Origin of the sequence: Sinomonas sp. R1AF57 (assembly GCF_002224485.1) — a bacterium.
GTDB classification, from domain to species: Bacteria; Actinomycetota; Actinomycetes; order Actinomycetales; family Micrococcaceae; genus Sinomonas; species Sinomonas flava.
In genome coordinates this window covers 1,542,841-1,569,726 of the sequence record NZ_CP022463.1, presented here as the reverse complement: position 1 = coordinate 1,569,726, position 26,886 = coordinate 1,542,841, and the positions used below count along the sequence as shown (strand labels likewise).

General features: G+C 71.0%; 23 protein-coding genes, 1 tRNA gene and 1 pseudogene. 4 read left to right on the top strand and 21 right to left on the bottom strand.

Annotation, left to right across the window (positions count from 1 at the left end; all coding sequences use genetic code 11):
- Positions 1–25: 25 nt before the first annotated feature.
- Together CGQ25_RS07185 and polA are read right to left on the bottom strand one after the other, a co-directional pair.
- Complete coding sequence (locus CGQ25_RS07185; protein ID WP_255405642.1) at positions 26–1,360, bottom strand: GNAT family N-acetyltransferase; 1,335 nt, start codon at positions 1,358–1,360, stop codon at positions 26–28.
- Positions 1,357–4,005 carry a DNA polymerase I gene (gene polA / locus CGQ25_RS07180; RefSeq protein ID WP_255405750.1) on the bottom strand — a complete coding sequence of 883 codons (2,649 nt, stop codon included), beginning with the start codon at positions 4,003–4,005 and terminating at the stop codon, positions 1,357–1,359. The genes CGQ25_RS07185 and polA overlap by 4 nt, the downstream gene beginning before the upstream one ends.
- A 121-nt stretch (positions 4,006–4,126) precedes the next feature.
- Here polA and CGQ25_RS07175 point away from each other — a divergent pair, with 121 nt between their 5' ends.
- Positions 4,127–4,726, top strand: a complete 600-nt coding sequence (locus CGQ25_RS07175) for a hotdog fold thioesterase (RefSeq protein WP_208712449.1) — start codon at positions 4,127–4,129, stop codon at positions 4,724–4,726.
- On the opposite strand, the gene CGQ25_RS07170 is transcribed toward CGQ25_RS07175, so the two are convergent.
- From CGQ25_RS07170 to CGQ25_RS07155, 4 genes are all read right to left on the bottom strand, one after another.
- Complete coding sequence (locus CGQ25_RS07170; RefSeq protein WP_208712448.1) at positions 4,711–5,250, bottom strand: dihydrofolate reductase family protein; 540 nt, start codon at positions 5,248–5,250, stop codon at positions 4,711–4,713. The two genes, CGQ25_RS07175 and CGQ25_RS07170, sit on opposite strands and share 16 nt — an antisense overlap.
- Before the next feature lie 37 nt (positions 5,251–5,287).
- The gene (locus CGQ25_RS07165) at positions 5,288–5,506 is read right to left on the bottom strand and encodes a hypothetical protein (protein WP_208712960.1); all 219 of its coding nucleotides are present in this window, start codon (positions 5,504–5,506) and stop codon (positions 5,288–5,290) included.
- A gap of 2 nt (positions 5,507–5,508) precedes the next feature.
- On the bottom strand, positions 5,509–6,699 hold the full coding sequence (locus CGQ25_RS07160; RefSeq protein WP_208712447.1) for an inorganic phosphate transporter: 1,191 nt from the start codon (positions 6,697–6,699) through the stop codon (positions 5,509–5,511).
- 200 nt (positions 6,700–6,899) lie between these two features.
- Positions 6,900–6,981, bottom strand: a tRNA-Leu gene (locus CGQ25_RS07155).
- A 129-nt stretch (positions 6,982–7,110) separates the two neighbouring features.
- On the opposite strand from CGQ25_RS07155, the gene CGQ25_RS07150 reads away from it, so the two are divergent.
- Positions 7,111–7,734, top strand: a complete 624-nt coding sequence (locus CGQ25_RS07150; RefSeq protein ID WP_208712446.1) for an ANTAR domain-containing response regulator — start codon at positions 7,111–7,113, stop codon at positions 7,732–7,734.
- Between the two features lie 77 nt (positions 7,735–7,811).
- Here CGQ25_RS07150 and pyk read toward each other — a convergent pair whose 3' ends face one another.
- The 11 genes and pseudogenes from pyk to hisI all read right to left on the bottom strand — a co-directional run bounded on the left by pyk (position 7,812) and on the right by hisI (position 22,978).
- A complete protein-coding gene (gene pyk, locus CGQ25_RS07145; RefSeq protein ID WP_208712445.1) occupies positions 7,812–9,320 on the bottom strand; it encodes a pyruvate kinase in 1,509 nt (502 codons plus the stop codon).
- A gap of 112 nt (positions 9,321–9,432) precedes the next feature.
- Positions 9,433–10,890 (bottom strand): glutamate synthase subunit beta, encoded by a 1,458-nt coding sequence (locus CGQ25_RS07140; protein ID WP_208712444.1) that lies wholly within the window; start codon positions 10,888–10,890, stop codon positions 9,433–9,435.
- Complete coding sequence (gene gltB, locus CGQ25_RS07135) at positions 10,883–15,502, bottom strand: glutamate synthase large subunit (protein ID WP_208712443.1); 4,620 nt, start codon at positions 15,500–15,502, stop codon at positions 10,883–10,885. Before gltB ends, CGQ25_RS07140 begins: the two co-directional genes overlap by 8 nt.
- Before the next feature lie 463 nt (positions 15,503–15,965).
- A pseudogene (gene lgt, locus CGQ25_RS07130) lies at positions 15,966–16,874 on the bottom strand (prolipoprotein diacylglyceryl transferase); the annotation flags it as partial.
- A 2-nt stretch (positions 16,875–16,876) separates the two neighbouring features.
- Positions 16,877–17,686: a tryptophan synthase subunit alpha gene (gene trpA / locus CGQ25_RS07125; protein WP_208713197.1), complete on the bottom strand. Its 810-nt coding sequence runs from the start codon at positions 17,684–17,686 to the stop codon at positions 16,877–16,879.
- The gene (trpB, locus tag CGQ25_RS07120) at positions 17,683–19,017 is read right to left on the bottom strand and encodes a tryptophan synthase subunit beta (RefSeq protein WP_255405749.1); all 1,335 of its coding nucleotides are present in this window, start codon (positions 19,015–19,017) and stop codon (positions 17,683–17,685) included. Before trpB ends, trpA begins: the two co-directional genes overlap by 4 nt.
- Before the next feature lie 145 nt (positions 19,018–19,162).
- The gene (trpC, locus tag CGQ25_RS07115) at positions 19,163–19,990 is read right to left on the bottom strand and encodes an indole-3-glycerol phosphate synthase TrpC (protein ID WP_208712441.1); all 828 of its coding nucleotides are present in this window, start codon (positions 19,988–19,990) and stop codon (positions 19,163–19,165) included.
- Positions 19,990–20,253: an HGxxPAAW family protein gene (locus CGQ25_RS07110; protein ID WP_208712440.1), complete on the bottom strand. Its 264-nt coding sequence runs from the start codon at positions 20,251–20,253 to the stop codon at positions 19,990–19,992. Before CGQ25_RS07110 ends, trpC begins: the two co-directional genes overlap by 1 nt.
- A 75-nt stretch (positions 20,254–20,328) precedes the next feature.
- Positions 20,329–20,979 (bottom strand): Trp biosynthesis-associated membrane protein, encoded by a 651-nt coding sequence (locus CGQ25_RS07105; RefSeq protein WP_255405641.1) that lies wholly within the window; start codon positions 20,977–20,979, stop codon positions 20,329–20,331.
- Positions 20,972–22,537, bottom strand: a complete 1,566-nt coding sequence (locus tag CGQ25_RS07100; RefSeq protein WP_208712439.1) for an anthranilate synthase component I — start codon at positions 22,535–22,537, stop codon at positions 20,972–20,974. Before CGQ25_RS07100 ends, CGQ25_RS07105 begins: the two co-directional genes overlap by 8 nt.
- A gap of 54 nt (positions 22,538–22,591) precedes the next feature.
- Complete coding sequence (gene hisI, locus CGQ25_RS07095; protein WP_208712438.1) at positions 22,592–22,978, bottom strand: phosphoribosyl-AMP cyclohydrolase; 387 nt, start codon at positions 22,976–22,978, stop codon at positions 22,592–22,594.
- 88 nt (positions 22,979–23,066) lie between these two features.
- Here hisI and CGQ25_RS07090 point away from each other — a divergent pair, with 88 nt between their 5' ends.
- Together CGQ25_RS07090 and CGQ25_RS07085 are read left to right on the top strand one after the other, a co-directional pair.
- Positions 23,067–23,711 (top strand): TIGR03085 family metal-binding protein, encoded by a 645-nt coding sequence (locus CGQ25_RS07090; protein WP_208712437.1) that lies wholly within the window; start codon positions 23,067–23,069, stop codon positions 23,709–23,711.
- Between the two features lie 49 nt (positions 23,712–23,760).
- Positions 23,761–24,285, top strand: coding sequence for a hypothetical protein (locus CGQ25_RS07085; RefSeq protein ID WP_208712436.1), 525 nt, complete (start codon positions 23,761–23,763; stop codon positions 24,283–24,285).
- A gap of 37 nt (positions 24,286–24,322) precedes the next feature.
- Here the strand turns inward: CGQ25_RS07085 and hisF are convergent, their stop codons facing one another.
- The 4 genes from hisF to ribH all read right to left on the bottom strand — a co-directional run bounded on the left by hisF (position 24,323) and on the right by ribH (position 26,876).
- The gene (hisF, locus tag CGQ25_RS07080) at positions 24,323–25,096 is read right to left on the bottom strand and encodes an imidazole glycerol phosphate synthase subunit HisF (protein WP_208712435.1); all 774 of its coding nucleotides are present in this window, start codon (positions 25,094–25,096) and stop codon (positions 24,323–24,325) included.
- Positions 25,097–25,109: 13 nt separating this feature from the next.
- A complete protein-coding gene (hisG, locus tag CGQ25_RS07075; RefSeq protein ID WP_208712434.1) occupies positions 25,110–25,958 on the bottom strand; it encodes an ATP phosphoribosyltransferase in 849 nt (282 codons plus the stop codon).
- A gap of 81 nt (positions 25,959–26,039) precedes the next feature.
- On the bottom strand, positions 26,040–26,303 hold the full coding sequence (locus tag CGQ25_RS07070) for a phosphoribosyl-ATP diphosphatase (protein WP_208712433.1): 264 nt from the start codon (positions 26,301–26,303) through the stop codon (positions 26,040–26,042).
- Between the two features lie 99 nt (positions 26,304–26,402).
- Complete coding sequence (gene ribH, locus CGQ25_RS07065; RefSeq protein ID WP_208712432.1) at positions 26,403–26,876, bottom strand: 6,7-dimethyl-8-ribityllumazine synthase; 474 nt, start codon at positions 26,874–26,876, stop codon at positions 26,403–26,405.
- Positions 26,877–26,886 lie beyond the last annotated feature (10 nt).

Below are 26,886 nucleotides of genomic sequence, written 5' to 3'. Positions count from 1 at the left end.
CGCGCCCAAGGTGGGTCAAAGCGGCTCAGAAGTGCGTGAGGCAGTGCGCAGGCCGCTCGACGGCGAGCATCTGCGCCAGCACGAGCGCGGCCTCGGGCGAGGACTCGCCCGTGCGGATCCTGCCGGCCTGGAGGAGGGACACGGGGCTCACGCCGCCCACGTAGACCGACGAGAGGTCCGCGATGTCGAGCGACACCTGGGCCTCGCCGTCCGGCGTTCCGAGGGCCTCGACTGTCGCCGTTCCGTCCACGACCGCGAGCCGGTAGCGGCCGGCGGCGAGGCCCAGGGCGTCGTCGACGCGGAGGATGAGCTCGCCGTCGTGTGCGTAGCGGCGCGCCTCGAGCGCAGCCCCGACGTCGAGGATCCGCAGCCAGAGCATGTCGCGCGCCGTCTCGGCCCGCACCACGCGGGAGTCCTCGAGCGCCCAGACGAGGGGGTCGTCGGCGGGCGCCTCGTCCCAGACCACGCGGTCGATGAGGTCGAGCGATCCGAGGTAGTCCCACAGGCCCAGGTACGCGTCCGGTGTGGCCGCGACGAGGTCCAGCAGCTCCATGGTGGCCGGCTCGTGGGACCATCCGCGGAACCTGTAGGCGGCGTAGCCGTCCGGTGTGCCGTCCTCGGCGAGGTGGACGGCGACCCGCAGGCCGGGATCCTCACCGCCGGTCGAGCGCTCCCACTGGCCGGCGGCGTGCAGCGTGTACTGCTCCTGGCGGTCCACAGAGCCGGGGACCGTACGGTGGGCACCGGCGAAGATCGTCGGTGCGAGCTCGAGCATCGCTCCCGGCTCGGCTGCCATCACGCGTCCGCGGGGCCGGACGGCGAGGCGGAAGCGAGGCCCGGTGGATACCGTGACGCGGCGCTCGTGGGTCGCGACGCCGTAGCCGAAGCGGCGGTAGATCGAGGCCTCGGAGGCAGTGAGGGCTGCCACAGGGACGCCGTCCGCCTTCGCGCGGCCCAGGTCCTCCACCATGAGCCTGCGCAGGAGGCCCCGGCGCCGGTGGTCGGTGCGCACCGTGACAGCGGTGACGAGGTGCGCGGGCACGAGCCGGCCGTAGCCGGCGTTGAGGGTCTTGCGCATCGAGGCGAAGGTCGCGATCGGCCCGTCGGGGGAAAGGGCCGCCGCAGGGGCCGGCCCCGTCTCGTACACCGCCGTGAGCTCGCGGCCGTCGACGCGGTACGCGGCGGCGGTCTTGGCCACGTGCGCGTCGGCGAGTGCCTTCTTGTAGAACCCGTAGTTCACGGCCCGGATCCATTCCGCGGTCGCGGGGAAATCTTGACTGGCGGAGTCGGCTGCCCGGAAGCGGCGGATCTCGTAGCGGCCCGCCTCCGGGCTGCCCACCGACGGAGGGACCTCGGTCAATGCCCGGCCTCGTTCCACGTCCGCCCCACGCCGATCTGCACATCGAGCGGGACGCTCAGGTCCGCCGCCGAGCCCATCTCCTGCTCGACGACCTCCCGCACCGCGGCCTCCTCGCCCGGGGCGACCTCGACCACGAGTTCGTCGTGGATCTGCAGCAGCAGCCGCGACCCGAGGCCGCGCTCCTTCAGCTGGCCCTCTACCCCGATCATGGCCCGCTTGATGATGTCCGCCGCCGAGCCCTGGATCGGCGAGTTCAGCGCGATGCGCTCCGCGAGCTCGCGGTGCACCCGGTTGGGGCTCGTGAGGTCCGGCAGGTAGCGGCGGCGGCCGAAGATCGTCTGCGTGAAGCCGTCCTGGCGGGCCTGCTCGACGACGCCGCGCAGGTAGTCACGCACGGCGCCGAAGCGGTCGAAGTAGTCCTTCATGAGCGTGCGCGCCTCGTCGACCGAGATCTCGAGCTGCTTGGAGAGGCCGAACGACGAGAGCCCGTAGGCCAGGCCGTAGGACATGGCCTTGACCTTAGAGCGCATCTCGCTGGTGACGTCCGCCGGCGCCACATGGAAGATCCGCGAGCCGACGAAGCGGTGCAGGTCCTCGCCCGAGCGGTAGGCCTCGATGAGCCCCTCGTCCCCCGAGAGGTGGGCCATGATGCGCATCTCGATCTGCGAGTAGTCCGCCGACAGCAGCGACTCGTAGCCCTCGCCGGCGACGAACACGTCGCGGACGCGGCGGCCCTCCTCGCTCCGGATCGGGATGTTCTGGAGGTTGGGGTTGTTCGAGGACAGGCGTCCCGTGGCCGCGATGGTCTGGGCGTACGTGGTGTGGATCCGCCCGTCCTTCGTGACGGCCTTCTTGAGGGTCTCGACCATCTGGCGGAGCTTGCTCGACTCCCGGTGCGCCATGAGCGAAGCGAGGAACGGGTGCCCGGTCTTGTCCAGCAGCTCCTTGAGGGAGGCTGCGTCGGTCGTGTACCCGGTCTTGATCTTCTTCGTCTTGGGCAGCTCGAGCTCCTCGAAGAGGACAGCCTGGAGCTGCTTGGGGGACCCAAGGTTGACCTTGTGCCCGATCGCCGCGTACGCCGCCTCGGCGGCGGCCTCGCTCGTGGCGCCGAGCTCGTCCATGAGCGCGTCGATCTGGGGCACGTCGACCGTGATGCCGGCCCACTCCATGTCGAGCAGGACCCGGGAGAGCGGAAGCTCCATGTCCTGCAGCAGCGCGGCCGCGCCCAGCTCCGTCAGCTGCGGCGCGAGCTCGTCATGGAGGGCGCGCACGACGGCGGCCTGCCGCGCCATCGCTGCCGCCGCGGCCTCGGCTCCGGCGAGGTCGAGCGCGAGCTGGCCCGCGGTCGGCGCCCCCGCGGCGAGCTCGATCCCGAGGTGGTGCTGGGCGAGGTCGGCCAGGGCGTACGAGCGGCGGTCCGGCTCCGCGAGGTAGCCGGAGATCGAGACGTCGTCGACGACCCCCTCCACCTCCGCCCCGAGCGCCCTCAGCGCCTTGGCGCCTTCCTTGTACTCGGCCATCGCCTTGGGCACCGCCGGGTCGGCCAGCCACGCAACGAGCGGGCAAGGGAGCGCCCCGTCGAGGGGCACGACGACGGCGGCCTCCTTCGTCGCGAGCGCGACGGACTCGGCAGCCGGCCGGGGGGTTCCGCCGTCCGTGCGCACGGCGACAGCGACGGGCCTCCCGCCCGCTGCCGCCGCGCCTTCGGCGAGTGCCGCGAGCGAGGCGGCGAGGGCGTCGTCGTCGGCGGGAACGGTGTGGGGCGGGACATGGAACTCGTCCTCCCCCGCCACAGGGCCCTCCGTGCCGAAGACGTCGTAGACGCGCGTCCGCAGCGCCTTGAACTCGAGTTCGTCGAACAGGGCCTCGACCGCGGCTCGCTCGGGGCGGGGGTCGGCGAGGTCGTCCAGCGTCAGCGGCAGCTCGAGGTCCGTCAGGAGGCGGTTGAGCCTGCGGTTGCGCTCCACGGACTCGAGGTTGGCCCGCAGGGACTCCCCCGCCTTGCCCTTGATCTCCCCCGCGTGCTCGAGGACGCCCTCGATCCCGTCGTACTGGGTGATCCACTTCGCCGCTGTCTTGGGCCCCACGCCGGGGACGCCCGGGAGGTTGTCGGCGGACTCGCCGACGAGCGCCGCCAGGTCCGGGTACCGGGCGGGCGGGACGAAGTACTTCTCCTCGATGGCGGCGGCGTCCATCCGGGGGATGTCGCTCACGCCCTTGCGCGGGTAGAGGACGGAGACGTGGTCGTTGACGAGCTGGAACGTGTCCCGGTCCCCCGAGACCAGGAGGACCTCGAAGCCCGCGGCCGCGCCCTGCGCGGCAAGGGTCGCGAGGATGTCGTCCGCCTCGTGGCCCGGGAGCTCGAGGGTGCGGATGCCGAGGGCCGCCATGACCTTCTTGATGTAGTCGATCTGGCCGGAGAACTCGGCGGGCGTCGCGTTGCGGCCAGCCTTGTACTCGCTGTACTCGGTCCGGCGGTGGGTGGTCTCGTCGCTGACGTCGAACGCGACCGCGACGTGGGTGGGCTCCTGGTCCCGCACGAGGTTGATGAGCATGGACGTGAAGCCGTGGATCGCGTTGGTGTGCTGACCTTCGGCGTTGACGAAGCTCTCGGCCGGCAGTGCGAAGAACGCGCGGAACGCCATCGAGTGCCCGTCGAGGACCAGCAGCCTCGGCCGCCCGGCGCCGGGCCCCCCTGCAGTGCTGGTGGGGACGCGCGCGGGGAGGGTTTTGCTGGTTTCAGTCACGGGTGCCAGCCTAGTGGCCATGCACGACAATTTCAGCCGCGCCGCTGCGCCCCCGCCCGCCGTCGACGCCCCCGCAGAGGCTGGCGACGGGGACCGCTCGGCGGCGCTCGCCGCCGAGCTCGAAGCCGCCGGCGTCCCCGAGCACCTCAGGCCCTGGCTGGCAGACCGCGGCGTCGGTGCGCTCGTGGTCAAGCTGGGCATCGTGTTCGAGGAGCTCACGGCCGAGCGCGCGGTCGCGACGATGCCCGTCGCGGGCAACACCCAGGTCGCGGGCATCCTGCACGGGGGCGCCCACGCGGTCCTCGCCGAGACCCTCGGCTCGTTCGCGGCGTCGCTCCACGCCGGGCCCGGACGGCATGCGGTCGGCGTCGACCTGAACGCGACACACCACCGCCCCGCCGTGCGCGGGCTGGTCAGGGGCACCTGCACGGCGGTCCACCTCGGGCGCACCCTCGCGACGCACGAGATCGTGATGACCGACGAGGAGGGCCACCGGCTCTCCACAGCGCGCATCACGAACCTGCTCCGGGACAATCCGCCGGCGGGCCGTACTCCGGAAGGCCAGGGCGGGAGGCGGCAGGGAGGCCGTCCGGAGCGCGGGGGTCAGGCCGCCCTGTAGGCGAGTTCCACCGTCCCTCCGCGCTCGACCACGCTCTCGAGGGTGAATCCCGCCGGCACCCCGAGGGGGTTTCCGCCGAACAGGGGCACGCCCCCGCCGAGTGCGACGGGCACGAGGGTGAGCACGATCCGGTCGATGAGCCCGGCGGAGAGGAACTCCCCGGCGAGCGACCCGCCGCCGACGATGTACACGTCCTTGTCTCCGGCGTCCCTGCGGAGCTCGTCGGCGAACATCTGCACGCTGCCCCGCACGAGCACGACGTCGGCGCCGTCGTCCGTGCCGAGCTCGTGGTGGGTGAAGACCCAGCACGGGACGCGGTACGGCCACCCGTCCTTCGCGTGGGCGCGCACCCACTCGTAGGTGTCGCCGCCCATGACCACGCAGCCCACCCCGGCTTCGAAGGCCTCGTACGCGGCCGCGACCCCCTCGACCTCGTTGAACTGCTCGAGCCATGCGAGGTCGCCGCCGTCCGAGGCGATGTAGCCGTCCAGACTGCTGCCCACGAAGTACACGAAGTCCGCCATGGGCCCCAGCCTATCCGGCGGTCCGCACGGCAGCGGGTCAGGAGTGGAAGTACGGGATGATGAGGTAGATCCCGAAGAGCACCGCCGCCCCGCACAGGGCGAAGCACACCACGGCGGCCGCTCGCGGCAGGCCTCCGCCCTGGGGACGGTCCCCCGCGACGGCGGAGAGCCGGACACCGAGAGAGTAGAGGAGGACGACGACGCCGGAGCCCACCACGGTGGCCAGTGCGACGACGGCGAGCTCAGCCCACTTGATGCTCATGCGGTCCCCCTCGAGGTGAAGCGGCGCTTTCGGCGCGGGAAGGCCACGGCTTCGCCGGCCTCCTCGACCTCGACCACGTTGTGGTGTGCCACCTTCTGGCGCTGGGAGACGACGAACATCCACACGACAGCGATGGTGCCGAGGACTGCGGTGGCGAGCACTCCGGGCGTGCCGAGAGCGATCAGCAGGGCAGCCAGGCCGCCCACGAGGGCCGCGGCGGGCAGCGTCAGCACCCAGCCGAGCGCAATCCTTCCCGCGGTTCCCCAGCGGACGCTCGTGCCGCGCCTGCCCAGGCCGGAGCCGATCACCGAGCCCGAGGCGACCTGGGTCGTGGAGAGCGCGAAGCCGAGGTGGGACGAGGCGAGGATCGCGGCCGCGGTGCTCGATTCGGCCGAGAAGCCCTGGGCGGGCCGGACCTCTGTCAGCCCGGTGCCCAGCGTGCGGATGATCCTCCAACCGCCCGCGTACGTTCCGACGGCGATCGCGGCGGCACATGCCGCGATGACCCAGAGCTGAGGACCGGTGCCGACCTGCTGCTCGCCGCCGGCGATGAGGACCAGCGTGATGATGCCCATCGTCTTCTGCGCGTCGTTCGTGCCATGGGACAGGGCCACGAGGCTCGAGGTGAAGACCTGGCCCACGCGGAAGGTTCCCCGCCCCTGCCGCAGTTTGCTTCCCTCGGCGTCGCGGCGTGCGGTGAGCGCGTACGCCATGCGGGTCGTGAGCCAGGCAGCGAAGCCCGCGATGATGGGGGCCGCGACGGCGGGGAGGATGACCTTCGCCACGAGGGTCTCGAAGTTCACGGCGTGCAGGCCCATGCCGACGACCGCTGCACCGATGAGGCCACCGAACAGCGCGTGGGACGAGCTCGACGGGAGCCCCCGGAGCCATGTGAACATGTTCCACATGACGGCGCCCATGAGGCCCGCGAAGATGACTTCGGGGGTGATGTGGATGCCCTGTTCCCCCTCCCTGATGAGCCCGCCGGAGATGGTCTTGGCCACCTCTGTCGAGAGGAAGGCGCCCACGAGGTTCAGCACGGCAGCCAGTGCCACGGCCTTGCGCGGGGTGATCGCACCGGTAGCGATCGGCGTGGCCATGGCATTGGCGGTGTCGTGGAAGCCGTTGGTGAAGTCGAAGAAGAGCGCCAGTACGATGACCAGCACGATCATGGCGGTGATGTCCACCCGCAGTGCCCTTCGGGGTTGAGGTCAGGGAAAGGAGCCCGTGGATCGCCCGTGTTCACGGTACGTTCATGAACAGTTCGCGTCAAAGGACTTGACGCGGCGGCTGGGCTGCAGCCTAGCCATACTAGCGCGCCACTGCGGGCTCCCGCGCCGCCTGACGAGTGCGGGCCCCGGCTCACTGCCGGGGCCCGCGCTGGACGTGCCCGAGGTGGGACTCGAACCCACACACCTTTCGATACCGCATTTTGAGGGCGGCGCGTCTGCCAATTCCGCCACTCGGGCCTGCCCGACAACTCTACCTTCTCCGGGCCTTCCCGGCGCTGCCTGCCCATCCCCTCCCGCAGGGAAGCGGAGTCAGGCCACGCGCCGGTAGGATCAACGTCAGAGTATCCCCTGACCCGAGGAGCCCGCGTGTCCGACAAGACCCCCCAGGCAGCCCCTTCCGCAGAGAGGGCCGCCTCCGCGACGGCGCGCCGCGTCGTCGTCGCCGAGGACGAGACCCTCATACGGCTCGACATCATCGAGATCCTCCGCGGCGAGGGCTTCGACGTCGTGGCCGAGGCGGACAATGGCGAGCGCGCAGTGCAGCTCGCCGAGGAGCTCAAGCCCGACCTCGTGCTCATGGACGTCAAGATGCCCGTCATGGACGGCATCACCGCGGCCGAGAGGATCGTCAAGGCACGCATCTCCCCCGTCGTCCTGCTCACGGCCTTCAGCCAGAAGGAGCTCGTCGAGCGCGCTCGCGATGCCGGAGCCATGGCGTACGTGGTCAAGCCGTTCACCCCGAACGACCTGATCCCCGCGATCGAGATCGCGCTCTCGCGCCACGAGGAGATCAAGGCCCTCGAGGCGGAGGTGACGGACCTGAAGGAGCAGTTCGCCACCCGCAAGCTCGTCGAGCGTGCCAAGAGCCTGCTCATCACCAAGATGGGCCTGACCGAGCCCGAGGCGTTCCGCTGGATCCAGAAGACCTCGATGGACCGCCGCCTCAGCATGCGCGAGGTCGCCGAGACGATCATCAACCAGGTCAGCTAGACCCCACCCAGACACCGCGAAGGGCGGCACCCGGTCCCGGGTGCCGCCCTTCGCTGCAGCTTGCGCTCTCCGTGCCGTCAGATGGACTCGCGGCGCGGCTCCGTCGGGAGCGGCCACGGGCCGACCTGTTCGCGGGCAGGCGCCGCGGCACCCTCGAGGAGCTGGCCGGCGTCGGCCAGGTCGCCCACCTTGTGCACGCGCAGCGCGTTGGTCGAGCCCGCGACCCCGGGAGGGGATCCGGCCGCGACGACGACCAGGTCGTTGGGCGTGGCAAGGCCTGCACGCAGGAGGTACTCGTCGACCTGTGCGATCATCTGGTCGGTGTGGGCCGCGAAGTCCACCATCCGGGGCTGGATGCCCCAGCACAGGCTCAGGATGTTCAGCGTGGACGTCAGCGGCGTGAAGGCGAAGACCGGCTTCTGCGGCCGCAGACGGCTCAGGCGGCGCGCCGAGTCGCCGGACTGGGTGAAGGTGCAGATGTACTTCGCGTCCAGCTGGTCGGCGATCGCGACGGCGGCGCGGGTGATCGCCCCTCCGCGCGTCTTGGGCTGGGAGCCGAGCGGCGGGACGCGCTCGAGCCCGTGCTCCTCCGTGGACTCGATGATCTTCGCCATCGTCTTGACAGTCTCAATCGGGTAGGCGCCCACGCTCGTCTCGCCCGAGAGCATGACGGCGTCGGCGCCGTCGAGCACGGCGTTCGCACAGTCAGAGGCCTCGGCACGCGTGGGGCGCGGGCTGTCGATCATCGACTCGAGGACCTGGGTTGCGACGATCACAGGCTTGGCCCAGCGCCGCGCGAGCTCGATGGCCCGCTTCTGCACGAGCGGAACCTGCTCGAGCGGGAGCTCGACTCCGAGGTCGCCGCGCGCGACCATGATGGCGTCGAACGTGTCGATGATCTCGTGCAGCTGGTCCACGGCCTGCGGCTTCTCGATCTTGGCAATGACGGGGGCGCGGCGGCCCTCCTCCTCCATGATCTCGTGCACACGGCGGATGTCGCTGGCGTCGCGGACGAACGACAGGGCGACGTAGTCGACCCCGCGCTTGAGGGCCCAGCGCAGGTCGCCCTCGTCCTTCTCGCTCAGGGCGGGAACGTTGACGGCGACGCCAGGGAGGTTGATGCCCTTGTTGTTGGACACGGTGCCGCCCACCGTGACCTCGGTGACGACCTTCACGTCGTCGACCGCGGTGGCCCGCAGCGCGACCTTGCCGTCGTCGATCAGGAGGGTGTCGCCGACCTTGACGTCCTCGGTGAGGCTCTTGAGTGTGGTCGAGCAGATGTCCTTCGTGCCGGGCACGTCTTCGGTGGTGATGGTGAAGACGTCGCCCACGGCGAGCTCGTGCGGCCCGTCGGAGAACCGTCCGAGGCGGATCTTGGGCCCCTGGAGGTCTGCCATGATGCCCACCGCCTTGCCGAGCTCGGCGGAGGCCTTGCGGACGTTCTCGTAGGTGATGTCGTGCACCGAGTAGTCGCCGTGGCTCATGTTCATGCGAGCCACGTCCACACCTGCCTCGATCACGGCGAGTGTCTTCTCATACGTGGAGATGGCCGGGCCGAAGGTTGCCACGATCTTCGCGCGTCTCATATACCTAACCCTAATGTCGAGCGGATTCTGCGTCGGGAGCAGAGGGGTGAACAGTCGGGGTGAAGCAAGCAGGAAGGACAGGCGGGGCGGACACGACCGCCCCGCCTGATGTCTAGAGGACGGCGATAGCGCGGTCCGTGGGGGCGACCGGAGCGGGAAGGCTGGTCGTGCCCATGAGGTGCCGGTCGACGGCGGCGGCCGCAGCGCGGCCCTCGGCGATCGCCCACACGATGAGCGACTGGCCGCGACCGGCATCGCCGGCGACGAAGATGCCGGGGACCTCGGTCATGTACGAGGCATCGCGCGCCACGTTGCCGCGGGCGTCGAAGGGAGCGCTGACCTGCTCCGTGAGGCCCGCCGGCTCGGCCCCGGTGAAGCCCAGCGCGAGGAAGACGAGGTCGGCCGGGATGACCCGCTCGGTGCCGGCCTTCGGAAGGCGCTTCCCGTCGACGTACTCGGTCTCGGCGACCTTGAGGCCCGTGAGGCGCCCGTTCTCCCCCACGAACTCGACGGTCGACGCGAGATACGTGCGCTCACCGCCTTCCTCGTGGGCGCTGGCCACCTCGAAGAGGTTCGGGAACATGGGCCAGGGCTGGTGCGCGGGACGCTCGGACGGTGGCTGCTTGCCGATGGCGAGCGTAGTCACGGACGCCGCCTGCTGACGGTGCGCCGTGCCGATGCAGTCCGCTCCGGTGTCGCCGCCGCCGAGGATGACGACGTGCTTGCCGCGCGCATCGATCTGGCCCGGGACGGTCTCCCCGGCGCAGACCCGGTTGGCCTGCACGAGGTAGTCCATCGCGAAGTGAACGCCGTCCAGCTCGCGCCCGGGGATCGCCAGATCCCGCGGGACAGTCGCGCCGGTCGCGACCACGACGGCGTCGTACCGGCGGCGGAGCTGGTCCCAGCTCACGTCCTGGCCGACCGCCACGCCGGTGCGGAACCGCGTCCCCTCGGCCTTCATCTGGCCGAGGCGGCGGTCCAGCACCTCCTTCTCCATCTTGAAGTCGGGGATGCCGTAGCGCAGGAGGCCGCCGATCTTGTCGTCGCGCTCGTACACCGCGACGGTGTGCCCGACCCGGGTGAGCTGCTGCGCCGCGGCGAGCCCCGCGGGGCCCGAGCCGACGACGGCGACCGTCTTGCCCGTGAGGCGCGCCGGAGGAAGCGGCTCGACCCAGCCCTCGCCGAAGGCCTCCTCGGCGATCGAGACCTCGATCTGCTTGATCGTCACAGCGGGCTGGTTGATGCCGAGGACGCACGAGCTCTCACAGGGAGCGGGGCACAGCCGCCCGGTGAACTCGGGGAAGTTGTTGGTCGCGTGCAGGCGCTCGGAGGCGTCTGCGCCCTTCCCGCGCCACGTCAGGTCGTTCCACTCGGGGATGAGGTTGCCGAGGGGGCAGCCGTGGTGGCAGAACGGCACGCCGCAGTCCATGCAGCGGCCAGCCTGGCGCTTGAGGACGCCCTTCTCCTGGGCTTCGTAGACTTCCTTCCAGTCCATGATGCGGACGGGAACGGGGCGCCGCGGCTGCGTCTCACGCTGCCGGACTTTCAGGAATCCGCGTGGGTCAGCCACCGGTCACCTCCAGGATGCGAGACCAAACTTCTTCGCCGTCCGGGTCCAGCCCCTCGTCGAGGGCGGCCAGACGGGTCTGCAGGACTGCTGCGTAGTCGCGCGGGAGGACCTTAGTGATCCTCGCCGCCGTGTCGTCGAAGTTCTCGAGCAGCCGCTGGGCAAGGGCCGACTCGGTCTCCTCGATGTGCTTCGCGAGGAGGCCGCGCACGATGTCGCGGTCCTCGTCGTCGAGCGCCAGGAGCGTGAGCTCTCCGGCGTCGAGGGCCTGCTTGTTGACGCGCTCGGGCTTGAGGTCGAGGACGAAGGCGGTTCCTCCGGACATGCCGGCACCGAAGTTGCGCCCCGTGCGTCCGAGGATGAGCGCCTGCCCACCCGTCATGTACTCGCAGCCGTGGTCGCCGATGCCCTCGACGACGGCGGTGGCGCCCGAGTTGCGCACGAGGAACCGCTCGCCCACCTGGCCGCGCAGGAACAGCTCGCCGCTCGTCGCGCCGTAGCCGATGACGTTGCCCGCGATCACGTTGCGCTCCGCGGGGAACACGTTCGTGCGGTCGGGGCGGACGATCACCCGGCCGCCGGACAGGCCCTTGCCGACGTAGTCGTTCGAGTCGCCGAAGAGGCGCAGGGTGATCCCTGCCGGGAGGAAGGCCCCGAGGGACTGCCCGGCCGTGCCGGTGAGGGTGATGTCGATCGTGTCCGTCGCGAGGGTGTCGGTGCCGAACGCCTTCGTGACCGCGTGCCCGAGCATCGTCCCGACCGATCGGTCGGTGTTCACCACGGGCAGGCTGATCTTGACCGGGCTGCGGTCGTTGAGGGCATCGGCGGACATCTCGATGAGCTGCGCATCGAAGTGCTTCTCGAGCTCGTGGTTCTGCCCCGTCATGTTGCGCAGCGGGGCGTCGTCATCGAAGTCGAGGCCGGTCAGGATGGGCGAGAGGTCCAGCCCCTCCGCCTTCCAGTGGTCGATGGCCTGGCGCGTGTCCAGGAACTCGGAGTGGCCGATCGCCTCTTCGAGGGAGCGGAAGCCGAGCTCGGCGAGGATCTCGCGGATCTCCTCGGCAATGAACTCGAAGAAGTTCACCACGAACTCCGGCTTGCCGGAGAAGCGCGCCCGGAGCTCGGGGTTCTGCGTCGCGACGCCGACGGGGCAGGTGTCGAGGTGGCAGACGCGCATCATGATGCAGCCCGAGACGACGAGGGGCGCGGTCGCGAAGCCGTACTCCTCGGCGCCCAGCAGAGCCGCGATCACGACGTCGCGGCCGGTCTTGAGCTGGCCGTCGACCTGGACCACGACGCGGTCGCGGAGCCCATTGAGCATGAGCGTCTGCTGCGTCTCGGCGAGGCCCAGCTCCCACGGAACGCCCGCGTGCTTGAGCGAGTTCAGCGGCGAGGCGCCGGTTCCGCCGTCGTGCCCGGAGACGAGCACGACGTCGGCCTTCGCCTTCGTGACGCCGGCAGCAACGGTGCCGATGCCGACCTCGGAGACGAGCTTGACGTGCACGCGCGCGCTCGGGTTGGCCCGCTTGCAGTCGTAGATGAGCTGGGCGAGGTCCTCGATCGAGTAGATGTCGTGGTGCGGCGGCGGGGAGATGAGGGCCACGCCAGGGGTGGAGTGCCGCGTCCGGGCAACCCACGGGTAGACCTTCTGGGCCATGAGCTGGCCGCCCTCGCCCGGCTTGGCGCCCTGGGCCATCTTGATCTGGATGTCCGTGGCGTTCGTCAGGTACAGGCTCGTGACACCGAACCGGCCCGAGGCGACCTGCTTGATCGCGGAGCGCCGCTCTGGGTCCAGCAGGCGGTCGACGTCTTCGCCGCCCTCGCCGGTGTTCGACTTGCCGCCGAGGCGGTTCATCGCGATGGCGAGGGTCTCGTGGGCCTCCTTGGAGATCGAGCCGTAGCTCATGGCACCCGTGGAGAACCGCTTGACGATGCTCGAGACCGGTTCGACCTCCTCGATCGGGACCGCGGGGCGGACCCCGTCCTTGAACCGCAGCAGGCCCCGGAGGGTCATGAGGTTCCGGGACTGGTCGTCGACCCCGTTCGTGTACGCCTTGAACACGTCGTACCGGCGCTCGCGCGTGGAGTGCTGGAGCCGGAAGACGGTCTCGGGGTTGAAGAGGTGGGGCTCTCCGTCCCGGCGCCACTGGTACTCGCCACCGTTCAGGAGCGGGCGGTGGGCCTGCTCGACACCTGACGACGGGTACGCCATCTCGTGCCGCGCCGCGACCTCCGCGGCGATGACATCGAGCCCGACGCCGCCGAGCTGGCTGTGGGTGCCGGCGAAGAACTCGTCCACGAGGTCCTGCGACAGGCCGAGGGCCTCGAACGTCTGCGCGCCGCAGTACGACGCGACGGTCGAGATGCCCATCTTGGACATGATCTTCAGGACACCCTTGCCGAGGCCCTTGATGAGGTTGTAGACGCCGTCCTCGGGGGTCACGCCCGGCAGGTCGCCCGAACGGATGAGCTCCTCGACGGACTCCATGGCCAGGTAAGGGTTCACGGCGGACGCCCCGTAGCCCAGGAGCACCGCGACGTGGTGCACCTCGCGCACGTCGCCGGCCTCGACCACCAGGGCGGTCTTGGTGCGGTTGGCACTGCGCAGCAGGTGGTGGTGGACCGCGGAGAGCAGCAGGAGCGACGGGATGGGCGCCCACTGGGCGTTCGAGTCGCGGTCCGAGAGGACGATGTACTGGACCCCGCGGTTGATCGCGCCCGACACCTGCTCGCAGATCTCCGTCAGGCGCGCGCGCAGGGCCGCCTCGCCGCCCTCCGGCCGGTACAGGCCGCGGATCTTGACGGCGATCCGGTCGCCTCTGTTCTCCCCGGCCTCGGCCTCCATGTTCGCGATCTTCGCGAGCTGGTCGTTGTTGATGACCGGGAACGGCAGGATGACCTGCTTCTCCTTGACGCGCTCCGTGTTCAGGAGGTTGCCGTTGGGACCGATTGCGCCGTTGAGGCTCGTCACGAGCTCCTCGCGGATCGCATCGAGCGGCGGATTGGTCACCTGCGCGAAGGACTGCACGAAGTAGTCGAACAGGAGGCGCGGGCGCTTGGACAGGACAGCCACCGGGGTGTCCGAGCCCATCGCGCCGATCGGTTCGGCGCCGGTGCGGGCCATCGGCCCGACGAGGATGCGGAGCTCCTCCTGCGTGTACCCGAACGTGCGCTGGCGGACGTTGACCGACTGCGGCGTATGGATCACGTGCTCGCGCTCCGGGAGCTCGGCGAGCCGGATCACGTTCTGCTTGAGCCACTCGCCCCAGGGGTTCGAGCCGGAGATCTCTGCCTTGACCTCTTCATCGTCGATGATCCGGCCCGCGTCGGTGTCCACCACGAACATCTTGCCGGGCGAGACGCGTCCCTTCTTGACGACCTTCGAGGGCACGACGTCGACCACGCCCACCTCGGACGCGAACACGACGAGCCCGTCCTCGGTCACCCAGTAGCGGCAGGGACGGAGTCCGTTGCGGTCCAGGGTCGCGCCGACGACCGTGCCATCGGTGAAGGAGACGGCAGCGGGGCCATCCCACGGCTCCATCAGGAGGGAGTGGTACTCGTAGAAGGCCCGGCGCGCGGGGTCCATCGAGGTGTGGTTCTCCCACGCCTCGGGGATCATCATCATGATCGAGTGCGTGATCGGGCGGCCCGAGAGCCACAGGAGCTCCGCGACCTCGTCGAACGACGCGGAGTCCGAGGCGCCCGGGGTGCAGATGGGGAAGAGCTCCTCGGGGGCGTCGCCCAGCAGCGGGCTGCCCAGCTGCGACTGGCGCGCGCGCATCCAGTTGCGGTTGCCCTTGACGGTGTTGATCTCGCCGTTGTGCGCAATCGTCCGGAAGGGCTGCGCGAGCGGCCAGGACGGGAACGTGTTCGTGGAGAAGCGCGAGTGCACGATGGCGAGCTTGGTGGCGAAGCGGTCGTCCGAGAGGTCCGGGTAGAACGGCTCGAGCTGGGCTGTGGTGAGCATGCCCTTGTAGACGATCGTGCGTGACGAGAGCGACGGGAAGTAGACGCCGTGCTTGTTCTGGGCCCGCTTCCGGATCCGCCAGGCACGTCCGTCGAGGTCGTTGCGGCCGAGCTCCTCGCCAGTCGCCGAGGCGATGAACACCTGCTCGAAGTGCGGCATGCACGCCCGGGCCATCGCCCCGACGAGCTCCGCGACCACCGGGACCGTGCGCCAGCCCAGGACCTTCAGGCCTTCGGCCTCGGCGAGGGCCTCGATGCCCGCGCGCGCCGTCGCCGCCTCGCGCTCCTCGGCGGGGAGGAAGGCGATGCCGGCGGCATACTGTCCGGCGGCCGGCAGCTCGAAGTCCACCACGGCGCGGAAGAACGCGTCGGGCAGCTGCGTGAGGAGGCCCGCGCCGTCGCCGGTGCCCTCATCGGCGCCGACGGCGCCACGGTGCTCGAGCGCCCGCAGCGCGTGCAGCGCGGCGTCGACGATGTCATGCCCGGCTTCGCCGCGCAGCGTCGCGACGATCGCGAGGCCGCAGGCGTCCTTCTCGGCGTCCGAGCGGTACATGCCGGCAGAGGCGGGCATGGCCGCAAACCGTTCGAAGGGCGAGAGTACCCTTTCGGACTCCTGCTCGGCGGCGCCGTGGGTCGGGTGAGTCATGACGGAACGTCCTTCCTCCTGGTCGATTCGCGACAGGGGACAACGTTGGCCCCGCAATGCTGTGGCACGAGTGGGCACAGCAAGGCGCTGATTACTGGAAATTGTATGGCTGGCCGCTGCCCGGCGTCACAGGACGCCGCAGCATGACAGCCACACGGTGCCGGCCGTTCGATGCACTGTCCGTCGGAGCCGGGATGATCCACGTCATTGTGGGGACGAGCCGTCCGGGCGGTGGCCCGGCATGGTCCGACTGCGGTCCCCTCCCGCAGCCGGTCGGCTTCCTCACGTCTCCCAAGCGGCCTTTGATGCGGGCCGCGGGTCGTCAGAGCCGTCTCGACTGACCGCCAGATTATCACGCCACCGCATTGCGAGACGGCGCAGTCCGCATGCCGGACATGACTGGCAGCGCGCCGGTGCGCACGTGCTAAGCGCGCGCCTGTGGAGCACCCGCCGTCGCCGGTTCCGCAGCCTCGCGCCCCGGCAGCGCTACGCCGCTGGCCTCGCGGCCGCGGCGCACCGTCAGGACGATGAACACGGCGAGCGAGACCGCGAAGACGAGGATCGACGTCCATACGTTGAGACGGGCGGTGATGCCCGCAAGGGTGACCATCTCGGCGTCGTCGATGCGCATGGCCTCGATCCATACGCGGCCCAGGGTGTAGTAGCAGGCATAGAGCCAGAACAGGCGGCCTCCGCGGAACCGCAGGCGCCGGTCGAGCAGCAGGAGGATGACGACGCCGGCGAGGTTCCACAGCGACTCGTAGAGGAACGTCGGGTGGAAGAGTGTGCCGGGGGCGTAGCCGGGCGGGAAGTTCGGGTTGGCCGCATCGACCTCGAGCCCCCACGGGAGGTCCGTGGGGCCGCCGAAGAGCTCCTGGTTGAAGTAGTTGCCCCAGCGCCCGATTGCCTGCGCGAGCAGCAGGCCCGGCGCAGCCGCGTCGACGAACGCCGTGAGGCGCACGCCCGCGCGCCGGCAGCCGATCCAGGCCCCGACGGCGCCGAGGGCGACCGCGCCCCAGATGCCGAGGCCGCCCTCCCACACGCGCGGGATCGCGCTGAGGTCCCCGGTGCCGTTGAAGCCGGGCCCGAAGTACCGGTCCGGCGAGGAGAACACGTGGTAGAGGCGGCCGCCGACGATGCCGGCGGGGATCGCCCAGACAGCGATGTCCCAGATCGCGTCGGTACTGCCGCCGCGGGCCCTCCAGCGCCTGGCGGTGAGCCAGAGCCCGACGACGATTCCCGCGAGGATGCACAGCGCGTACGCGTGGATGCGCAGGGCGCCCCATGGGAGCGGGATGTCGAATCCGGACCAGTCGGGGCTCGGGATCACAGCCGGCACCGCGGAGGCGGCGTCGGCCAGAGCCGCCGGCACGCTCAGGTCCCGGCCGGCGCGGTCCGCGCGAGCCCGGAGCGCAGTTCGGCGGCGAGGTTCCCGACCGCGTCGGGGCCCCCCTCGCGCAGCGCGCTGACGATCGCCGTGCCGACGATGACGCCGTCGGCGTAGGCGCCGATCTCGCGAACGTGCTCGGCGTTGGAGACGCCGAGGCCGACGCAGACCCGTTCGGCGCCGGCCGCCCTCGCGGACTCGACGACCTCCCGTGCAGCCGAGTCCACGGCAGTCCGGGCACCGGTAACGCCCATGAGGGACACCGCGTAGGTGAACCCGCGCGTCGCGGCGACCGTCATGGCCATCCGCTCCGGCGTGGTGGAGGGGGCGACGAGGAAGACCCGGTCGAGGCCGTACCTGTCGGACACCTCGATCCATTCGTGGGCCTCGTCCGGGATCAGGTCCGGAGTGATCAGGCCCGCTCCGCCGGCCTCGGCGAGGCGGCGGGCGAACTCGTCGACGCCCATCCGCATGACGGGGTTCCAGTAGGTCATGACCAGCACCGCGGTGCCGAGGTCAGCGGTGGCCTCGGTGACTGCCCTGACGACGTCGAAGACGCGCGCCACGTGGAAGCCGCTTGCGAGGGCCTGGGTCGTGGCGGCCTGGATGACGCTGCCGTCCATGACCGGATCGGAGTACGGGATCCCGATCTCGATGACATCGGCGCCGTTGCGGGCGAGCGCGATGGCGGCGTCGATGCTCTCCTCGACGCTCGGATAGCCGGCCGGGAGGTATCCGACCAGCGCGGCACGCCCCTCCGCCTTGGCCTTGTCGATGACGTCGGCGACCTTGCTCACGCGATGCCCTCCTCGGTGTCGTCCTCGCCGGCGTCCGCCGCGTCCTGCCCGCCGTGCGGCATGAAGCCCTTCGGGCGCCGCGTCGACAGGGTGGTTCCCTTGACCTGGCCGTTCTCGTCGAGCATCCCGAACCATTCGGCAGCCGTCTGGACGTCCTTGTCGCCGCGGCCGGACAGGTTCACGATGATGATCTTCTCGTGGGGGTCCCCTCCCTCGGCGGCCAGACGCTGACCGACCTTGATGGCTCCCGCGAGGGCGTGCGAGGACTCGATGGCGGGGATGATCCCTTCCGTCCGGCAGAGGAGGCTGAAGGCATCCATGGCCTCGGAGTCGGTGATCGGCTCGTAGGTCACCCGGCCGATGTCGTGCAGGTAGGAGTGCTCCGGACCGACGCCGGGGTAGTCGAGGCCTGCGGAGATCGACTCGGACTCCACGGTCTGGCCGTCCTCGTCCTGCATGAGGTAGGTCCGGGCGCCGTGGAGCACCCCGGGGCGGCCGAGCGTGATGGTCGCGGCGTGGTGCCCTGTGGAGACTCCGCGTCCGCCGGCCTCGAGGCCGTAGAGCTTCACCGACGGGTCGTCGAGGAAGCCGTGGAAGATGCCGATGGCGTTGGACCCGCCGCCCACGCAGGCGCACACGGCGTCCGGGAGCCGGCCGGTCTGCGCGAGGATCTGCTCGCGGGCCTCCTCGCCGATGACTTCGTGGAAGAAGCGCACCATGGCGGGGAACGGGTGCGCGCCAGCGGCGGTCCCGAGGAGGTAGTGGGTGGTCTCGACGTTCGCGACCCAGTCCCGCAGGGCGTCGTTGATGGCGTCCTTGAGGGTCTGGGAACCGTTCGTGACGGGCACGACCTCGGCCCCGAGGAGCTGCATGCGGGCGACGTTGAGGGCCTGCCGGCGGCAGTCCTCCGCCCCCATGTACACGACGCACTCCATGCCGAGCAGCGCGGCCGCGGTCGCGCTCGCGACGCCGTGCTGGCCCGCCCCCGTCTCGGCGATGAGACGCGTCTTGCCCATGCGCCGCGCGAGGAGCGCCTGGCCGAGGACGTTGTTGATCTTGTGCGAGCCCGTGTGGTTCAGGTCCTCGCGCTTGAGGAAGACCCGGACCCCGCCGGCGTGCTCCGAGAACCGCTTCGCCTCCGTCAGGAGGGAGGGGCGGCCGGAGTAGGTGCGGTTGAGCTCGGCGATCTCCGCGAGGAACTCGGGATCCGCCTTGGCCTTCTCGAAGGTGTCCTCGAGCTCGTCGAGCGCCGCGATGAGCGACTCGGGCATCCATCGCCCGCCGTACGAGCCGAAGTAGGGGCCCGGCGCGTGGCGCAGGCTTCCCTTCAGGAAGGCGTCCGCAGCCGACTCGGCGGCCGCTCCGTCCGTCCTGACGTTGGGTGCGTCCCCGGTGCCCGGGGCTGACGCTGGCGTCGTGTCGCCCACCAGTCCTACCTTCCTTCAGGCACGGCCCCATGGGGGCCCTGCCGTGTTCTCAGTGCGCGCCCGGCCTGGCGGCGATGGCAGCCGCCCCCGCGCGCTTGAATTCCTGGATGCGGGCCCGAGGATCACCGTGCGTGACGAGCGCCTCGCCCACGAGGATCGCGCCCGCGCCGTGCGCCGCATAGTAGGCAACGTCCTCGGGGCCACGCACTCCGGACTCCGCGACGGCCACGGCGCCGACGGGAAGACGGTCGGCCAGCCGGCCGAAGACGCCACGGTCGACGTCGAGCGTCTTGAGGTTGCGCACGTTGACGCCCACAATGCGGGCGCCCACGGCGGCAGCGCGGTCGATCTCGTCCTCCGTGTGGGTCTCCACGAGCGCCTCCATGCCCAGCGAGCGGGTCAGCTCGAGCAGGCCCGCGAGCCGCGCGTCGTCGAGCGCCGCGACGATGAGCAGCACGAGGTCGGCGCCGTGGGCCCGGGCCTCGTGGACCTGGTACTCCTCCACCGTGAAGTCCTTGCGCAGGAGCGGGATCCCGACCGCCGCGCGGACGGCGTCGAAGTCGGCGAGGCTGCCCCCGAAGCGGCGCTGCTCGGTGAGGACGCTGATGACGGAGGCGCCGCCTTCGGCGTACAAGGCCGCGAGCGAGGCGGGGTCGGCGATGTCCGCGAGGGCGCCCTTCGACGGGCTCTGCCTCTTGACCTCGGCGATGACCCGCAGCTCACCGGCGGGCTCCCCGCCGCCGAGCGCCGCCCACGCGTCCAGGGCGGCGGGCCGGGCAGCCGCAGCCGCCTGGACTTCGGCCGCCGGGAGCAGGCGTTCACGCGCGGCGAGGTCCTCCCGGACCCCGTCGATGATCTCGTCGAGGACGGTGGCCATCAGTGCTGGTTCTTGAGCTTGCTGCCGCCGACGCCGTAGCCGGCCTTCTTCATGGCCCAGCCGACGACGAGTCCCGCGGCGATGACGACAATGCCGGCCCAGAACACGATGCTGTTGGCGATCGCGAACCCGATGCAGGACACGATGGCGCCGAGCATCATGACGAACACGCACGTCCACGCCGCAGGGCTGTTGCCGTGGCCGAGGTCCTCGCCGTGGAGGACCTTGTTCGTGGTGGTCTGGGAAGCACGCGTGTTGCTCATCTCTTCGTCTCCTGAAGTCGGGGTACTACTGTCATTCTGCCACCTCCGGCACCGCGCCGAGGACGGGGCGGGGGGTCAGTCGGTGGGGTCCTCGCCGCGGCTGAGGCTGTCCCAGCCGTCGATTCCGTCGACCGCGGACCGGCTTCCGTCGCCGCCCGTCCCTCCCCCGCCAGCGGCGGCCCTGCCGCGGGAGCCGGGGACGGCGGCGTCGTACCTCGTACGGGTGGGCCAGTGGCGTGAGGCGACGAGCAGCACGACGCCGGCCGCGGCCAGCAGCGCGCCGGCTGCTGCCGCGAGGGCCGGGAAGGCGGTGAGCCCGACGGCCGCGTCGGTGCCGGCAAGGCCGGTCGCCTGCGCGATCGAGCCCTCGGCGGCGGCCCGCGGGTCGGCGAGGACTGCGAGGCACGCCGTCACGATGCCGACGCCCGCGAGGATCACGATGGCGCCGGCGATGGTCCTCCCGATCCGTCCCGCGACCGCCACGGCCAGCGTCCCCGCGAGGCCCACGAGGGCGAGGGCGGACACCGATGTGGCGGCCTTGCTCCCCTGCACCGCCAGATGGGCGGTCCGCACGGCGGCGCCCCGGACTTCCGCGTCCAGCCAGGTCTGGGTCGTCGCGCCGAACGCCGCCAGCGCGAGCGCGACGGCGAGCGTGACGATGACGGGCTTGCGGGCCCATCGTGGCGCGCCCCGCTCGGCGCGCTGGCTGCCGGCGGCGTCAGCCACGGTCAGCTCCGGCCTCCACAGGGGCAGGGGCGGAGGCCGGCCGGAGCGCCGACGCCGTATGCACGGCCCGCAGGGGCGCCGCCGCCTTGTTCACAGACTCCTGGGCCTCCGCGGCCGGGTCGGAGTCGGCGACGATCCCGCCGCCGGACTGGACGTAGGCCCGGCCGCCGCGCAGCAGGGCCGTCCGGATGGCGATGGCCATGTCCATGTCCCCTGCGAAGTCGAAGTACCCGACCACCCCGCCGTAGACGCCCCGGCGCACCGGTTCCACCTCGTCGAGGAGGCGCAGGGCGCGGGGCTTGGGGGCCCCGGACAGGGTGCCCGCGGGGAAGGTCGCGGCCAGGACGTCGTAGGCGCTCGCGTCGGGCCGGAGCTTGCCGTCAACCGTCGAGACGAGGTGCATGATGTGGCTGAACTTCTCGACGGCCATGAACTCGCTGACCTCCACGGTGCCGGGCCGGCAGACCTTGGAGAGGTCGTTCCGGGCGAGGTCGACGAGCATGAGGTGCTCCGCGCGCTCCTTCTCGTCCGCGAGCAGCTCGTCGGCGAGGACCTTGTCTGCTTCGACCGTGGCTCCGCGCGGGCGGGAGCCGGCGATCGGATGGGTGACGACCTGCTCCCCCGTCACCGTCACGAGCGCCTCTGGCGAGGATCCCACGATCGAGTAGTCGCGGCCCTGCGCATCGACAAGGCTCAGCAGGTACATGTACGGGCTCGGGTTGGTGGTGCGCAGCACGCGGTACACGTCCAGCGGCGACGCGTCGTACTCGAGCTCGAAGCGGCGGGAGATGACGACCTGGAACACGTCGCCGTCGTAGATCGCCTCCTTGCCGCGCGCAATGGCCTCGAGGTAGCCCTTCTCGCCCCAGGCGTGGATGACCTTGTCCTGGTAGTCGCCGACCGGGCCCAGCACGCTCAGTGCGGGGTCGGCGGGGCGCAGGAGCGCCTCGAGCATGCGGCCGAGCCGGTCCACGGCGTCCTGCCACGCTTCGTCGACGCGCTCGTCGCTGTTGTCGAAGTTGATGGCGTTGGCGACGAGCGTCACCGTGCCGTCGACGTTGTCGTGCACCGCGAGGTCGGTCACGAGGTTCATCGCGAGCTCGGGGAGATCCATGTCGTCCTCGGGCGGCGAAAGGAGCTTCTCCCACCGGCGCACGGCCTCCCAGCCGACGAACCCGACCATTCCGGAGGTCAGCGGCGGCAGGCCCTCGAACCGCTCGGTGCTCAGTGCGGCGACGGTGTCGCGCAGCGCCTCGAGCGGGTTGCCGGACGTCGGCACCCCGGCCGGCGGCTCCCCGATCCAGTGGGCCTCGCCGTCGCGGCTCGTGAGAGTCGCGCGGGACGCCGCCCCGATGAAGGAGTACCGCGACCACGCGCCGCCGACCGCGGCGGATTCGAAGAGGAAGGTCCCGGGCCTGCCGTCCGCGAGCTTGCGGTAGATGCTGATCGGCGTCTCAGCGTCCGCGAGGAGGCGCATCCGCACGGGCACGACCCGGCGGTGGGCCGCCACCGCGCGGAACTCCTCGAGGGTGGGGCTGATGGCTCCTAGGTCGTTCATGGCTGCAGTGTCGCTTTCGGTTCGCGGGTCCGTCGTGGTTCGTGGGGCGCGGGGTCAGGAGGCGTCGCCGACGACGGCGTCCAGGCGCCGGCCGTCGAAGCAGGTCCGCGTCCCGGTGTGGCACGCGGCTCCGACCTGGTCGACGCGGACGAGGAGGGCATCGCCGTCGCAGTCGAGGTCAACGGACTTCACCCACTGGACGTGGCCCGACGTGTCGCCCTTGCGCCAGTACTCCTGACGCGAACGCGACCAGAAGGTCACCCGGCCGGTCGTGAGCGTGCGGCTCAGCGCCTCGTCGTCCATCCAGCCGACCATGAGCACCTCGTTGGTGTCGTGCTGCTGCACGACCGCGGCGACCAAGCCGGCGTCGTCCCTCTTCAGGCGCGCGGCGAGGTCGGCGGGCAGCGGGCTGGACACGGGGGAGGTTCTCTGCTCAGACATCCCCTCAAGTCTAGTGGGCGCCGCTGCATGGACCGGCCGCCCGCGGCGCGCCTGCACGCTTCGCGCGCGCGTGCTAGTTTCGCCAGTGATGCATTTCAGCCACCTGTCGCGCGAAGTCCTGGCCGAGACGCTGCTCGCGGCCGGCCCTGACGCGCCCACGCTCTGCGAGGGCTGGGCCACGAGGCACCTCGCCGCCCACCTGTACCTGCGCGAGCGGAGCGCCCGCGTGGGCCTCGGCCTCGTCGTCCCGGCGTGGCATGCTGCGTCGGACCGCGCGACAGAGCGGCTCGCGGCCAGGAATGCCACCCCGGAGCGGTTCGCGGAGATCGTTGCGGCGTTCCGGGCGGGACCGCCGGCCCTGTCGCCCCTCCGCCTCGCCGCGGTGGACGAGGCCGCGAACCTTGCCGAGTTCTTCGTCCACACCGAGGACGTCCGCCGTGCCACCGACCGCTGGGCACCCCGGGCCCTCGACACTGCGTACGCGGACGCGCTGTGGGACGAGCTCATCAAGCGGGCCGCCCTCCTGTACCGCGGCGTCGACCTCGGCGTCGTCCTCGTGAGCACGGCCGGGCCCCGGCACGTCGCGCGCCGCGCGCCCGTGTCCGTCGCGATCGTGGGTGACCCCGGCGAGCTCCTCCTGCATGCCGCGGGCCGCACGGCCCAGGCCCTCGTGACGTTCGAGGGGCAGCCCGACGCCGTCGCGCTGCTCGCGAGCTCCGAGATCGGCCACTGAACTCGGGCACCGAGCCGGATCCCCGCCTCCGGAGTGGCAGGATGGTCCCATGACCGACTTCGAGCCCTCCTGGGAGTCCATCGCCCCTCTGCTCGCCGCGCTCCACGGCCAGGAAGCGCAGTTCGACAACGGCGCGCTCCTCATCGCCCCCACCACCGGCGCCGCGGGTTCGATCCTCTCGATGCACGACGGCGACGGCGCGGCTGACGCGACTCTCCTCGCCATCGCGACGGGCGACATCCCCCAGCCGCCGAAGCTGCCGGAGGGTGGCGGAATCGCCGAGGCGCCTCTGGGTGCGTACGACGCCGTCGAGCTCACGGTGTTCGGCCGGCCGGCGGCCAAGGGCCGGATTGCGTACGGCACCTCGGTCGCCGCGGTGGGCGGCTTCGAATTCGCGGTCGACGACGCCGAGGGAAGCCTGGGCGCCGCCGTCGTCTCCGCCCTGGCAGAGCAGGCCTTCCTGGAGGGCGCCGAATGGCTCGTCACGCTCGTCGAGGGCGACCCGGCGGAGGTGCCGGCGTTCCTCGGCGAGGGCTGGGCCCCCGCCGCGAGGCTCCGCAGGAAGCTGCAGTGAGCCGAGGCGCGCGCCCCGAAGCCCAGCGGACGGGGGGCTAGCGGACCGGGAAGCCAGCGTCGCGGATGGCTGCCTTGACTCGGGCGATCATGTCGTCCGGGCCGAAGTGGAACATCGACGCGGCGAGCACGGCGTCCGCGCCGGCCTCGATCGCCGGCGGGAAGTGCTCGGGCACACCGGCACCGCCCGAGGCGATGATCGGGACCTTGACGGCGGCTCGGATCAGCCGGATGAGCTCCAGATCGAAGCCCTCCTTGGTGCCGTCGGCGTCGATCGAGTTCAGCAGGATCTCCCCCACGCCCCGGTCCGCCGCCTCCTTGGCCCACGCCACGGCGTCGATGCCGGTTCCCCGGCGACCGCCGTGGGTCGTGACCTCGAAGCCGGACGCCGTCGCGGTGCCCTCCTGGACGCGACGGGCATCGACCGAGAGGACGAGGACCTGCGAGCCGAAGTGGCGGGTGATCTCGTCGATGACGTCAGGCCGGGCGATCGCCGCGGTGTTGATCGACGCCTTGTCCGCCCCCTCCCGGAGGAGGCGGTCGACGTCGTCCACTCCACGGACGCCGCCGCCGACGGTGAGCGGGATGAAGACTTCCTCGGCGGTGCGGCGGACCACATCGAAGGTGGTCTGCCGGTCGGACGAGGACGCGGTGACGTCGAGGAACGTGAGCTCGTCAGCCCCGCCGTTGTCGTAGCGGTGGGCGAGGGCGACTGGATCGCCGGCGTCGCGGAGGTCCTGGAAGTTGACCCCCTTGACGACCCGCCCGGCATCGACGTCGAGGCAGGGGATCACGCGGACGGCAACAGACATGTGGCGTCCTTCCTCAGATGCGGCAGGCGTGGATGCTGCTGACGAGGATGGCGCGGGCGCCGAGGTCGTACAGCTCGTCCATGATCCGGTTGGTCTCGCGCTTGGGCACCATCGAGCGGACCGCCACCCATTCGGAGTCCCGCAGCGGCGACACAGTCGGCGACTCGAGCCCGGGGGTGAGCGCGGCGGCCTGCTCGACGAGGTCCTTGCGGATGTCGTAGTCCATGAGCACGTACTGGCGCGCCACGAGGACGCCCTGCAGACGGCGGATGAGCACGTCGATCGCCGGCAGGCTGTGACCGCTGCGGCCGATGAGGACTGCCTCCGACTTCAGGAGCGGCTCGCCGAACACGTCCATGCCGGCGGCCTTGAGCGTGCTGCCGGTCTCGACGACGTCCGCGATCGCATCCGCGACGCCGAGGCGGACCGACGACTCGACGGCGCCGTCCAGCCGGACCACCCGGGACGCGGCGATGCCGCGCTCACCGAGGTACCGGCGCACGAGGCCGTCGTAGCTTGTCGCGATCCGCTTCCCCTCGAGGTCCTCGAGCTTGGTGAACTGGCCGACGGGGCCGGCGAAGCGGAAGGTCGAGGAGGCGAAGCCGAGGCCGAGCAGTTCCTCGGCCTCCACCTCGGCGTCGAGCAGGAGGTCGCGGCCGGTGATGCCCACGTCGAGGGTGCCGCGGCCCACGTAGACCGCGATGTCCCGGGGTCGCAGGTAGAAGAACTCGATGTCGTTGTCCGGGTCGACCATGACGAGTTCGCGGCCGCCTTCGCGACGCTGGCGGTAGCCGGCCTCGGAGAGCATCGACGAGGCGGCTTCGGACAGGGATCCCTTGTTCGGGACGGCTACACGGAGCATTGAGGGGCTTTCTGGGCGTGTGGACGTGGGGAGGGCGGCTGACGCCGCGGTTGCCCGCCGGGGATTCGGCGGGCGCCGCGGCTACAGATGACGGTAGACGTCCTGCAGCGTGAACCCCTTGGCCAGCATGAGCACCTGGACGTGGTAGAGGAGCTGGGAGATCTCCTCGGCCGCAGCCTCGTCCGACTCGTACTCGGCAGCCATCCAGACTTCAGCGGCCTCTTCGACGATCTTCTTGCCGATGCCGTGCACTCCGGACTCCAGTTCGGCGACGGTGCGCGATCCGGCCGGGCGCTTCTCGGCCTTCTCGCTGAGCTCGGCGAACAGTGTCTCGAAATCTTTCACGACCCAAGACTACTGGAGCCGGACGGCGCGCCCGCCCCCCGATGGCTCTGTGAACCACGGCCTGTGAGAGACGCCACAGGCTGCGCCGAGGTGTGCGGCTCAGACGCCGCGCAGGGTCTGGGCTGTCAGCAGCGCCGCGGTGACAGCCTCGTGGCCCTTGTCCTCGGAGGAGCCTTCGAGGCCCGCCCGGTCGATCCCCTGCTGCTCGGTGTCGCACGTGAGCACGCCGAACCCGACGGGGACCCCGGTGCGCACGCTCACGTCTGTCAGCCCCACCGTCGCCGCCTCGCACACGTACTCGAAGTGTGGAGTGCCTCCGCGGATGACGACGCCGAGCGCCACCACCGCGTCGTGGCTGGCGGCGAGCTTCGCGGCGGCGACCGGGAGCTCGAAGGCCCCCGGCACCCGGACGACGGTCGGAGAGCCGATGCCGGCCTCGCCGGCCGCCCGCAGGGCGCCGTCCAGGAGTCCGTCCATGATCTGGGTGTGCCAGCTCGCGGCGACGATCGCGAGCTTGAGGCCGGCGAGGTCGGGATTGTCGAGGGAAAGGGTGGGGGCGCCGTGTCCGCTCACGTGGTTGGGC